Genomic DNA, 11,723 nt, shown 5'->3' with positions numbered 1-11,723 from the left:
TATTTTATCAAATTAAAATAATCATTTTATCGAAAGTGCTTTTATTTATCTGTTCAATATTATAACTTCAGTTCCTTAGGATAGTGCTTTTTTATTGCCGTCAACAACATCTTTTACGATATCTGCTAGAGTAATTTTGCTCATTTCGCATTCTGCTTGTTGTTGAACTTCATTGTATGCTTTATGCAAAGCAGATTGAATATTTGCACCGATTGGACATTGTTGATTGGTTTCTTCATCAACATGGAATAAATCGGGTTCTTCGATTGCCTTGTAAACATCGAGAAGGGTAATTTCAGAAGTTGATTTACTTAATGACACGGCAGCTCGTCCAGGTTCGCTTGTGATTAATCCAGCATTTTTTAGGGACGACATTAAACGGCGGACAAGGCTTGGATTGGAATTAATGCTACCAGCGATTGCACGACTTGATAAATCATCTTCTACGATTTCAGAAGCGCCAATGTAGGTCAAAATATGAACAGCATCACTCAAACGATGTGAATACTTCATTACTTGATTACCTTCTTGATTGCTTCTTCAATTGGGGTAAGTGAATGACTAATCACAGCGGTTAAATCATTTGTATCTTCGTCTAATTGACCATCGGCGATTAATGATTGAATATCTGACACGATTTCAACTGTTGCATCATCTAATCCAGCGTCCTTCAAACCTTTCTTGTAGTCATCAGCTGAAGCGGAAATAACAGGAAAGTCCTTTCCAGTATCCTTCTTTAAGGCTTCTGCTAAATCAGCGTAAGTACGAGATTCGCCAGCGAATTCATATATTTCTTTTGGTGACTTGCTTAATAGGACACGAACTGCACCTTCAGCGTATTCTGCTTCTAGCGCCCAACCTACGTGACCGTCGCCAGCACCGTATACGAATGCTTGACCTTCACTAGCTGGTTTTAGAATAGTTGCTTCGTTTTCTAGATACCAGTTGTTACGAACAAATGAATGTGCAATACCAGTTTCTTTGATAGCAGCTTCTGTTTGAGTGTGATCATGTGATAAGAAGTTATCAGCTGTTTCTGCGTGTGGGAAACTAGTGTAAACAATGAATTCTACACCGGCTTTTTTAGCAGCATCGATAACGTTTTGGTGTTGAGTCATACGAGGTAGGACAGGGCTTGGTTGTGATGACACAAACAATAACTTGTCGATACCTTCAAGTGATTCTGCCATTTGATCAGGATTACCGTAATCGAATGGACGAACGTCTAGGCCAGCTGGAAGTTGTTTTTCAGCTTTTTCGACATTTCTTGCTAGAGCCACGATATCTGATCTGTGGACGTTTTTCATTAAAACTTTGATTGCTTCTTTACCGAAATTACCGGTAACAGCACTAATTGCGTATTTCATAATTTCATCAACCTTTCTAGTTGTTACTTTATAATTAACATGTTACATATAAGATAACAGGTAATAGAAAATAATGCAACAAAAAAAGCTTCCAATTTTTTTGGAAGCTTTCAAAACGTTATTCTTTTGGTTTGCTAAAGTCAGTAAAATCGCCATCTGTATCGTTAGATGATTGAGAATTTGTTGAATTATTACTTTGTTGTGGTTCAACATTTGCTGAAGATGTTTGATTATTTACTGTTTGGTTGTTGATAGGTTGACCAGTGTTAGGATCAAAATTATTTTGAGGTTGACCTTGAGTTGGTTGTTGGGATTGGTTGCTGTAATTTACAAAAGAAGCACCATTAAATGAAGAGTAGTTAATACCGCTTAATTCTTCTACTGATTTACCAGTTACTTGGGTGATTCCTTTGTATGCAGCTTGTAGACGACTTTCTTTTAACCATGATTGGATTGAGAAAGCATCAACAATCCACCAAATCCAAACGGCACTTAGAAAACCAAGACCGATGATAAAGAAGATTGTGACCCATCCAATTATTTCTAGGGTTAGCATTAAAGCAGCATAGGGCTTCTTAAATAGGAAACGGTGTGCTCCAAATAAACCTAAAAATACCCATAACAACCATGCTGCAACAGCGCTAACTGAGTTATTTTCAACATAATCATTAACCATTAGTTGTTCTTGAGTAGATAATTTTTTACGTGCCGCGAAAACTTGTTGTTCTAAAACATCAACATTATTCATATGTAATATCCCCTTTGAAAAATAATTAGTAAACATAATTATTATATCATTATTAGTTAAATTATATCTTTCTTAATGTTTTTTTAAATTGATTTTTTATGAACTATTAATTAACATGTACTTAGAAAGAAAAAAGGGGAAATTTAATTATGATTAAAGCATACAAACAATTTTGGAAAAACTACTTTAACTTTACTGGAGTAAGTACCAGATCAGAATTCTGGTGGGTATTCTTAATTAACTCCATTATCTACGCAATCTTTGCACTAGCATTCGGTGGTGTAGCAGTGGCTACATCATTTGCAACCGGCCATGCCGACAAGTCATTCGGTATTGCTGCATTAATTGGTATCGCAGTATGTATCCTATACTGGATTGCATCAGTAATTCCAACAATTTCACTATACTTCCGTCGTTACCGTGATGCAGGTGTAACTCCATGGTTACTACTAATTACTTATGGTGTTCCAACTGTATTAAAGGGTTCAAACTTATACGACAAATATGTACTAGTTCAAACCCTAGTTCTAATTATTTTAATCATTGGTTTCATTATTCTTGTAATGCCAAGTAAAGATAGAAAATAATCAAACGAAAAAAGGGCGAGTATTCGCTCTTTTTTTGTGTCAAAGCATGAGAAACATTGATACAGATTTGTTTTAATGTAACTCAACCTGAAAAGAATTTGGATGTGATGAAATGATGAACTTTCTTAAAGGGTTCTCAATGTATTGGACGAGATACTTTGATTTTAAAGGTCGTAGTACTAGATCAGAGTTTTGGTGGAGTTTTTTAGGATTAACAATCATCACTGGAATTATCGCTGGAATTGAGCAAGTCGATTATAAACTAGGTGTTCAAATTTATATAGTTTATTCAATATTAACAATTATTCCCAATATTTCTCAATATGTGAGGCGTTTCCGAGATATTGGGATAAGCCCATATCTGGTTATTATCACATTCGTAATACCATCATTGCTTGTTTATGCAATTAAACATCTACCATGGTATTTGCAAGCAATTGATATCTTATTAATATTATCAGATATCTTTTTATCGATTCTACCCAGCAAAGATGATTAAAAAAAGAGCTAGATTAATCTAGCTCTTTTTGTTTAGTTTAATTCATTAGGAATTAGTTTTGTTTTTAGTTCGATGTTGTCTTGGTAATCAACGGGGATTTCGATGATGACAGGTCCGTTAATATCCTTAGCTCGATTTAAAGCACTGTTTAAGTCTTCGACACTATTTGCTCGAATGCCAGTAGCTCCAAAGCTTTCGGCGTATTTGACATAATCAACATATCCGAATTTGACACCAGCATCATGACCGTATTTGGCCACTTCTTGGAACTTAACCATGTCATAGTATCCATCTACCCAAATCAATTGAATAATGTTTAAGTTCAGACGAACGGCAGTTTCTAGCTCTTGTCCTGAAAATAGGAATCCACCATCGCCAGAAATTGAGATAACTGGTTCGTTAGGATTGGTTAGTGCTGCTCCAATCGCCCAAGGAAGTGATACTCCAAGTGTCTGCATTCCATTACTAAATAGAAGGTGACGAGGTTTGTATGTCTTGAAATATCGTCCCATCCATATATAATGGCTTCCAATATCAACGGTGACAATAGTATCTTCACTAACGAATTTTTGTAATGATTGAATGACAGAAATAGGGTGTAAACCATTTTCAGTTGTTTCGTGAACTTCTTCGATTGTTTCGGTGAAGTGTTCACGTAATTTATGCAAGTGATCGGTTACTTCCTTGGATAGTTCCATTGAATCATCAATGTATTCAGTTAAAACATCAAGACTTTCGGCAATATCAGCATTAACAATTATACTTGGTTGATATTCAGCAGTGATTTCTGGTGAAACTGTATCAATATTAATTACTTGAGTATGAGATTGATTCCAATTTCTGGCTTCGTATTCAACTGGATCGTATCCAATCGCAATGACTAAGTCGCTATTTTTTAATATGGTGTCACCGATTTGATTATCAAATAAGCTAACACGTCCGTAGTAATTTTCTACTAAATCTTCAGAAATAATACCAGCGCCTTGGTAAGTTTCAACGACTGGAATTGAGAATTTATGTAGTAATTTGTGGAGTGATTCACTTACTTCAGTGGTGGATGCACGCATACCTGCTAAAATAACTGGTTGCTTGGATTCTTCAATTAAACGTGCAATTTCCTTCATACGAGTCTTATCAACACTACCATTAGTAATCTTAGGCAATTTGTTGATTACTGGACGGGATACTTCATCTCCTAAAACGTCTTGAGGGACTGAAATAAATGCAGCACCTTTTTTAGGAGATTGAGCTGTAATATAAGCATTTGAGAAAGTTTCTGAGATGTTATTGGCATCTTGGACTTCTACACTGTATTTGGTAGCACTTTTTAATAAGTCAGCGGAGTTAATACTTTGGTGGGTAAGACGCAGTAAATCATCACGTTTTACTTGTCCACCAATGGCAATTATAGGATCACCTTCAGAGGTAGCAGTAATTAATCCAGTTGCTAGGTTAGAAACTCCTGGTCCAGAAGTAACAGCAACAACTCCTGGTTCACCGGTTAAACGACCAATTGATGCGGCAATAAAAGCCGCATTTTGTTCGTGTCTAGTTACGATTAGTTTGGGGGTTCGTTCATCATCAAAATCTTGGAGGTCTTCAAATAGTTGATCGACCTTTGCACCAGGGATTCCGAAGATATATTTAATATTTTGATTGATCATGCTTTGAATCAAAGCTTTTGATCCAGTAGTGGTTTTATCCATAATATCACCTCAAATATGATAAATAATTCTGACAGATTTAATAAATTCTGATAATCTAGAATAGTAAGTAATTTTAAAGGTCAATTTAATTGACCTTTTCTATAATAACACTATTCTATATAAGGTCAACTTAATTGACCTAAAGGAGAATAAAATGATCGATAAAAAGAAATTAATGGTCTTTTACTTTGCTTATCAAGAAATCAACCGAATTGTTGATTTATCAAAGTATAACCTAACTTCAAATCAACAGAAAATGTTATTCTCAATTGATACGATTGATGAGATTACAATCAAACAATTATTACAAATAATAGATATTTCTAAACAGGCTTTAAACGTGGCGTGTCGCGATTTGCGAGAACGTAATCTTGTTTATACTGGTCCAGCCAAATCAGATAAAAGAAAAAAAGTCGTCTATTTAACAGATGATGGACGTAAATTAATCGAACAGATTGAAGCAGAGCAGTTAAACTTTATCAATGCAATATGCAATAGTACCAACTACAATTGGGAAGATACGATGAAGAAGTTAACTAATAGTTATCTAGAAGATATTCAAAAATAAAAAAACGTTGCTAGCAAGCAACGTTTTTTATTTTGTCTCAATAACGACATAGTAGTTATTTGATTGATTGGTTTGACCATTCAAAATAGTAGTATTTTTTGCTGAAACACCAATTTTGGTGATATCTCCATCAGTTAGTAGTTTTGTGTATGCTTGATCCGAACTATTTGATATGTCAGAGTATAAAATCCAACTTAACGACGTTCCTCGATAGTTATTTTCATCGCTAAATTGCCAATATGAAACATCGTCTGAGTTAGATGGTACTGGACTGTTTTCAATCGAAGTAATTTTATTATCGGCATCTTTTTCCAATCCAAAATCTAATTGAAGTGGAGCTAGACCGTTGGATCTTCTGGCGATATTAATTACTCCAATGGTATTAACCGCCATTTGATGGTTAAAAGACGCGGTTTTATTTAATTTTATTGCACCGTGCCAAGCATAGCCAATTAGTTGATGGTTTTGGTAAAGCGCTTGGTAGATGGCTTGGAATTTTTTGCCGTGTTTGTATTTTTGAACGTGATAGCTTGTACCAACGGTCACAAGTTGATCTTGCAGCTTGTATAATCTTTTAGCATGCTGGGTAAATGTTAAATCGGTGTATAAGTATTCATAGTGTTTAGAATTGATGACCCCGACACCATGATTATTTTCATCAGATACACTGTATATATATGGCTTAGTATTTTTGACCTTAGCGAAAGCTTCATAACCATTTGTATATACCGAAAGGGTAGAAACAAGTGCTAATAGCATTAAGAATTTTTTCATTAATACACCTTCTTTGTTGATAACAGTATAGCAGTAATATTATCAAATAAATGTTAAACTATGATTACAAAAAAGGGGTAAGGATATGAAACAAGATAAACTATTGGTAGCTGCAATGGTCATTGTGGGTATTATCCTGCTAGCATGTATTGTGACTTATGTTGCCTAAATAAAAAAAGCATCGCCAAAACGATGCTTTTTTATTATAGTTTTTCAGCTATTGAAATCACGATAAATAATAAAATAACTAATAGGTTAGCAACCTTGTGTTTCATTAAAATGGCAATGAATTCTCTGATGATTGCGTTGGGAAGAAAGAATCCACTCGTTTTAGAACCGATTCCACTGATTTTCATACCCGCACTTTTAGCGTAATCTGTTGCACGATAAATATGGTAGTTGTTTGAAACAAAAATACCGTTGTTTGGGTTTAATTTATAACGGTCAACGATTTTTTTGGAAAACAAGAAGTTTTGAATTGTGTTGACTGATTTATCTTCTGCGACAACGTCATCGGGGTTGATGTTTTTTTGAAGGACATAGTTTCTCATAGCGACACCCTCCGGAATTTTTTCGTCGCCACCTTGACCACCTGAGCAAATGATTAAAGGATGTTTTTGTCCGCTGTTAATTTGAGTTTGATAAAAGTCAATTGCACGATCGATTCTTGAAGCCAGTAGTGGGGAAACCTCGTTTCCATTTAATAATCCTGCGCCCAATATGATTATGAAGTCCTTGTCTGGTTTTGGACGGTAGAGGTTACAAATCCAAACCGAAAGTGAGAAAATCAAGAAGATACTAATCATGTAAAATGCACCCATTTCAGTGAAATGCTCAATCATTAGGTTATATGGCTTCGGAATGATTTTTCTAAAGAAAAGAAAACTTAATAGTGGATAAATTAATAAGAATACACCAATGATTAGCGTTAATAAGTTCGCTAGTGAGTGACTCTCTCTTCTCCACACGATAATTCCGTTCCAGATTAATAGAACTGCGTGTAATGCATAGACTAAAGTTAGGATAACCATGATTGCTAAAGCAATAACTAAGAAGATGGCATGCAAAATCTTACTACTACTAGTTAGAGAAAAGAACATCACATTCCCAGTTAGTGCAAAGACAGACATTAAAAATAGAAATCCATTCCAAAATGACGCTTTTTTCTTATAAAATGACCAACATAATAGGCCAATACAAATTATTAATGTTAAAGGTATAAAATACATATATATCATCCTTACTTATTAGGATAAAAAAGCTCACAAATATTTGTGAGCTTTTTGTTTATCTCCATTTTACACTATACAAGTGTTCCAGGAACATATTTCTTATTAACTAATTTGTTGTGGGGAACCATTACGAAGTGAATGCCACCGAATTTATCAAAAGAAACTGCGAAGTAGTTTGGTTGGTACTTCTTATGAATATCTAAATTCATTAGTGCAGTAGCGTGACCCCAATAAGATGGGCCGTCTTCAAATAGTTGAAGAGCAATTGAGTTGTATACTGCATGCTTTAATGCTGCCATTGAAACGACACGTTTCTTGATTTTTGTACTAGTTAAAGCAAATGATGGGTTATCACTGTAGTTTTCTTCTGCAACGTCAGAAATGTTGTATTTCTTTGATGCTACAGTCTTAGTTCTTAAATCATGACCAGTCTTCTTACCAGTGTTATTCCAGTTGTCCTTGCTGTAAACGTCAGCGAATGTTTGAGCAACTGCGATGGTATTTTTTGAAGATTTGTATTGAATTCCCTTGGCTTGTTTAATAGCAGGATTTAAAATACTTAAAGCAAATTTAGTAAGCTCTTTTCTTTGGCTGTAGGTCATCTTATTTAGGTTAACATTACGACTTAGATCCTTTTTACTAGGTGTAAATGAGTTCATAGCTAACCCTTTTAGTCCAATTTTACCCATTGCTACCTGTAATTTATAGTTACCAATGGATTTTTCACTAGCAGCTTTTTTTAGAGCAGCATTGGTGTACCCTTTAGGTAGTTTGATAACGTTTTTAGGATTTTTAGTGGCTTTGTAATTAATCTTAGTTACAAAATTAGCATCAGAACCAGGATCTGTAACTTGATTACCGGTAACCTTCATTGCTTGAGTTGGAATGAAGTTATTCAAGTCAGCGGTGGTTAACTTACTGATTGATTTGGTAGTAGCGATTTTAGCATCATCAGTAGTCTGTTGTTTGAATTTCTTAATTAATGAAGATTCTTTTTTAATTGAACTTGCGTGAGTGGTCACAGCTGGTGCTGAGGAAGCAATCACCGAACCAATTAAAGCAGCAGCTGCAATCATTTTAATTGTTTTTTTCATATTATTTCACCTATTTACTTCCTAATAAATATACAGCTAATCCAACTAGGATTACCCCGATAACGACAATAAATAAACCAAATTTAATTAATTTTCCACCAATTCCGTCCCAAGCAGGTTGATTGGACATCGCGCGAAGCTTGAAAAAGAACCAGCCAATTCCCATACAGATGGCGCCAAATAAAAAGACACCATATGCGAAAAGCATAAAGAAACTTTGAGTTTGTTGCATTGCTTTCACCCCTTATTGAAAGTTCTGTTTAGAATATATTATCACAATTGGAATTTAGCTAAAATATATAGATGTAATCTTAAAGATTACTTAATAATTACAGAAAATATCCTTAAGTGTTATAATGCTTAATTATGTGTCATGATTTTAAAAAACAAGGAGATGAGTTCACCCTTGGGTGATCGAGCGATAAACTGGAAACAAAACCTAAACGTCTTATGGTTTGGGACATTCGTAGCTGGAATCGGATTTAGTAGCATTAGTCCGTTCATTGCATTATTTATAGGCCAACTGGGCGATTACAATGCTACACAAACATCAATTTACAGTGGAATGGCATTTGCAGCGCCATTTCTAGTTAAAATGATTGTGTCGCCATTGTGGGGTATCCTGGCTGACAAATATGGAAGAAAGCCAATGTTACTTCGAGCATCATTAGGAATGGCGGTCGTAATTGGTGCAATGAGTCTAGTAACTAGTGCATGGCAGTTAATTGTTTTGCGTCTTTTACAAGGGGTCTTTTCTGGATTCATTAGTAACGCAAATGCTTTGGTGGCTGCTGAAACACCAAAAAGTCATGTTGGTCACGCTTCTGGAAAACTAGCGACAGGAAATGTATCGGGTACGTTAATTGGACCGATGATTGGTGGATTAATCGCAGATACATTCGGCTACCGTTATACATTTTTGATTACAGGTATAGCAATGTTAGTAGCTTTTATCTTAAGTATCTTTTTCGTTCATGAAAACTTCAAGCCAGTTCCACATGAAAAAGGAGAAAAACAACCTCATTTTCTATCTGGAATTCCTACTAAACAAATTTTGTTAGGAATGTTTTTAACAACATTGTTTATTCAAGCAACTAATAATTCAATTTCTCCAATTTTGAGTTTGTATGTTAAACAACTAGATCCTACTTCAACAAATATCGCGTTAACTGCGGGAATTATCCAAGCAATCAACGGGGTGGCGATGATATCGGTCGCACCATTCTTTGGTCGCTTAGGGGATAAAATTGGTTCCCATCAGATTTTGAAATTTGGTTTAGTATTTTCGATGGGAGTCTTCTTTTTAACAACGTTTGTGCAAAATGTCTGGCAACTGGGAGCACTTCGTTTTCTAATCGGAATTTCTGATGCGGCATTGTTGCCAACAGTTCAAGCGATTCTAGCTAAGTACAGTCCTCATGATCGAATCAGCCAGGTCTTTAGTTGGAACCAAAGTTTCCAAGCAGCGGGTAATGTAACCGGACCAATGATTGGTTCAGCGGTCGTTTTAATTGGTGGATATCGTGGTGTATTTATTGCGACAACTATTTTGGCTGGGATTAATCTATTCTTAGTTCGTAAGAACATTAAATCAATCGAAACCGACAAAAACTAAATAATTGTTAATTGATGAGACATCATTATAATTAATAAGATAATACTATGGAGGTGGATTGTGATGACAAGAGAAGAAATTGATGCCAATTTACTAACATTAAAAAGAACGCGTTCTCACATTATTAATGCACTAGACGGTACTAATAGAGACAGTAATGTTATTAGAGATATTGATAATTTGGTTCAATATTTGAACGAAACTAATGAGAGCGAAATTACACAAGAATATGTTGATCGTAAGTTTAGAATTATTAAGGGTGAAATTAATTGTTCACTAGATTGTTTCAATAACGCGATGAAAGCATTAACTAAGTAGGCATCCAAGAGGGATGTCTTTTCTTTTGTTTTGATGATTAGGCGCGTATAATAGCTTACATTAAGTAAGCGAAAGGAAGATGGATATGACAAAATTACTATCACCAGCAGATGTCGGTGGACTATCTCTTAAAAATCGAGTTGTTATGTCTCCAATGTGTACCTATGAAGTGATTCGTGAAAATGGAATTGCAACTCCATTTCATTTTGCTCACTATGGGATGCGCGCAATTAGTGGTGTTGGATTGATTATTACAGAATCAACAGCCGTTGATCCAAGAGGTCGTATTAGCAAAAACGACTTAGGATTATGGGATGATGAACAAGTTAGTGAATTTAGTCGATTGGTCGACTCCATTCACTACCTAGGATCAAAGGTAGGAGTTCAATTGAATCATGCTGGAAGAAAGGCTGAAGATGAAGATGCTCCAGTGGCACCAAGTCCCATTGCATTTAGCGATGACAGTAATACTCCAGTTGAACTAAGTAAGGAAGATATCAAAAATATTGTTGCTGAATTTGGTCAAGCTGCCAAACGTGCTAGTGATGCTGGGGTTGATATGATTGAAATTCATGGTGCTCATGGATATTTATTGAACCAATTTTTATCAGCAGTTTCCAACAAACGTTTTGATGAATATGGCGGTAGTCTAGAAAATCGATACCGCATTGTTTCTGAGGTAATCGATGAAGTTAAACACAATTTTGCTGGACCTATCTGGATTAGATTGTCTCTAACTGATTATGATGAAAGTGGATTACAAAACTCTATGGAAGACTGGCAACAAATAGGTAAGTGTTTGGAAGAAGCTGGTATTCAATTAATCGATGTTTCCACTGGTGGATTATTGCCAAAGGCACCAAATTTCCCTGTTCATGATGGATATCAAACCCCATTTGCCACTGAACTTAAAAAGGCGGTAAATATTGATGTCTCAACAGTTGGATTACTAGATAACCCTGGTTTAGCTGAATATATTTTACAAAATGACCAAGCCGACTTAATTATGGAAGGAAGAGCTCTGCTACGTAACACTAACTGGTTGGCAGATGCTGCTAAAGAACTTCATGATCATAATTTTAAGGTATTCGATGCATCCTACGAACGTGGCCAAAAGTAGAAAATAAAAAAGGTATCCGTTTGGATATCTTTTTTTATTGATAAATTTTTGTCATCTAATTTTAATTTATTATATAATTGTCTTATTGTAGCGAA

General features: G+C 35.2%; 14 protein-coding genes. 6 read left to right on the top strand and 8 right to left on the bottom strand.

The genetic code is table 11. The features are described 5' to 3' along the window. Window positions 1-75: 75 nt before the first annotated feature. The 3 genes from FD688_RS01975 to FD688_RS01965 form a co-directional block, all read right to left on the bottom strand. Window positions 76-513: an Rrf2 family transcriptional regulator gene (locus tag FD688_RS01975; RefSeq protein ID WP_138741609.1), complete on the bottom strand. Its 438-nt coding sequence runs from the start codon at window positions 511-513 to the stop codon at window positions 76-78. Beyond that, the gene (locus FD688_RS01970) at window positions 513-1,367 is read right to left on the bottom strand and encodes an NAD(P)H-binding protein (RefSeq protein ID WP_138741608.1); all 855 of its coding nucleotides are present in this window, start codon (window positions 1,365-1,367) and stop codon (window positions 513-515) included. The genes FD688_RS01975 and FD688_RS01970 overlap by 1 nt, the downstream gene beginning before the upstream one ends. 118 nt (window positions 1,368-1,485) lie before the next feature. After that, a complete protein-coding gene (locus FD688_RS01965) occupies window positions 1,486-2,115 on the bottom strand; it encodes a TM2 domain-containing protein (RefSeq protein WP_138741607.1) in 630 nt (209 codons plus the stop codon). Window positions 2,116-2,264: 149 nt separating this feature from the next. Between FD688_RS01965 and FD688_RS01960 the strand changes: the two genes are divergently transcribed. Both FD688_RS01960 and FD688_RS01955 read left to right on the top strand, forming a co-directional pair. Then, window positions 2,265-2,702: a DUF805 domain-containing protein gene (locus FD688_RS01960; protein WP_138741606.1), complete on the top strand. Its 438-nt coding sequence runs from the start codon at window positions 2,265-2,267 to the stop codon at window positions 2,700-2,702. Window positions 2,703-2,814: 112 nt separating this feature from the next. Beyond that, complete coding sequence (locus FD688_RS01955; protein ID WP_138741605.1) at window positions 2,815-3,201, top strand: DUF805 domain-containing protein; 387 nt, start codon at window positions 2,815-2,817, stop codon at window positions 3,199-3,201. A 32-nt stretch (window positions 3,202-3,233) separates the two neighbouring features. On the opposite strand, the gene alsS is transcribed toward FD688_RS01955, so the two are convergent. Then, window positions 3,234-4,907, bottom strand: coding sequence for an acetolactate synthase AlsS (gene alsS / locus FD688_RS01950; RefSeq protein WP_138741604.1), 1,674 nt, complete (start codon window positions 4,905-4,907; stop codon window positions 3,234-3,236). A gap of 175 nt (window positions 4,908-5,082) precedes the next feature. Here alsS and FD688_RS01945 point away from each other — a divergent pair, with 175 nt between their 5' ends. After that, window positions 5,083-5,475, top strand: coding sequence for a MarR family winged helix-turn-helix transcriptional regulator (locus FD688_RS01945; protein WP_190242878.1), 393 nt, complete (start codon window positions 5,083-5,085; stop codon window positions 5,473-5,475). Between the two features lie 27 nt (window positions 5,476-5,502). On the opposite strand, the gene FD688_RS01940 is transcribed toward FD688_RS01945, so the two are convergent. The 4 genes from FD688_RS01940 to FD688_RS01925 form a co-directional block, all read right to left on the bottom strand. Further along, entirely contained in the window at window positions 5,503-6,249 is a 747-nt protein-coding gene (locus tag FD688_RS01940) for a hypothetical protein (RefSeq protein WP_138741602.1), read from the bottom strand. A gap of 203 nt (window positions 6,250-6,452) precedes the next feature. Further along, entirely contained in the window at window positions 6,453-7,379 is a 927-nt protein-coding gene (locus tag FD688_RS01935; protein WP_190242877.1) for a YdcF family protein, read from the bottom strand. A gap of 173 nt (window positions 7,380-7,552) precedes the next feature. Then, entirely contained in the window at window positions 7,553-8,575 is a 1,023-nt protein-coding gene (locus FD688_RS01930) for an SEC10/PgrA surface exclusion domain-containing protein (RefSeq protein WP_138741600.1), read from the bottom strand. Between the two features lie 10 nt (window positions 8,576-8,585). Continuing rightward, complete coding sequence (locus tag FD688_RS01925) at window positions 8,586-8,807, bottom strand: hypothetical protein (protein ID WP_034532730.1); 222 nt, start codon at window positions 8,805-8,807, stop codon at window positions 8,586-8,588. A 174-nt stretch (window positions 8,808-8,981) separates the two neighbouring features. On the opposite strand from FD688_RS01925, the gene FD688_RS01920 reads away from it, so the two are divergent. The 3 genes from FD688_RS01920 to FD688_RS01910 all read left to right on the top strand — a co-directional run bounded on the left by FD688_RS01920 (window position 8,982) and on the right by FD688_RS01910 (window position 11,628). Then, window positions 8,982-10,190: an MFS transporter gene (locus tag FD688_RS01920; protein WP_412174670.1), complete on the top strand. Its 1,209-nt coding sequence runs from the start codon at window positions 8,982-8,984 to the stop codon at window positions 10,188-10,190. A 63-nt stretch (window positions 10,191-10,253) separates the two neighbouring features. After that, a complete protein-coding gene (locus FD688_RS01915) occupies window positions 10,254-10,508 on the top strand; it encodes a hypothetical protein (protein ID WP_138741598.1) in 255 nt (84 codons plus the stop codon). An 85-nt stretch (window positions 10,509-10,593) separates the two neighbouring features. Beyond that, complete coding sequence (locus FD688_RS01910) at window positions 10,594-11,628, top strand: NADH:flavin oxidoreductase/NADH oxidase (RefSeq protein ID WP_138741597.1); 1,035 nt, start codon at window positions 10,594-10,596, stop codon at window positions 11,626-11,628. Window positions 11,629-11,723 lie beyond the last annotated feature (95 nt).

It is taken from the genome of Apilactobacillus kunkeei, from assembly GCF_005930975.1.
Classification (GTDB): domain Bacteria; phylum Bacillota; class Bacilli; order Lactobacillales; family Lactobacillaceae; genus Apilactobacillus; species Apilactobacillus kunkeei_E.
The sequence above is the reverse complement of the archived record's forward strand: the minus strand, read 5'-3'. Positions and strand labels throughout refer to the sequence as shown.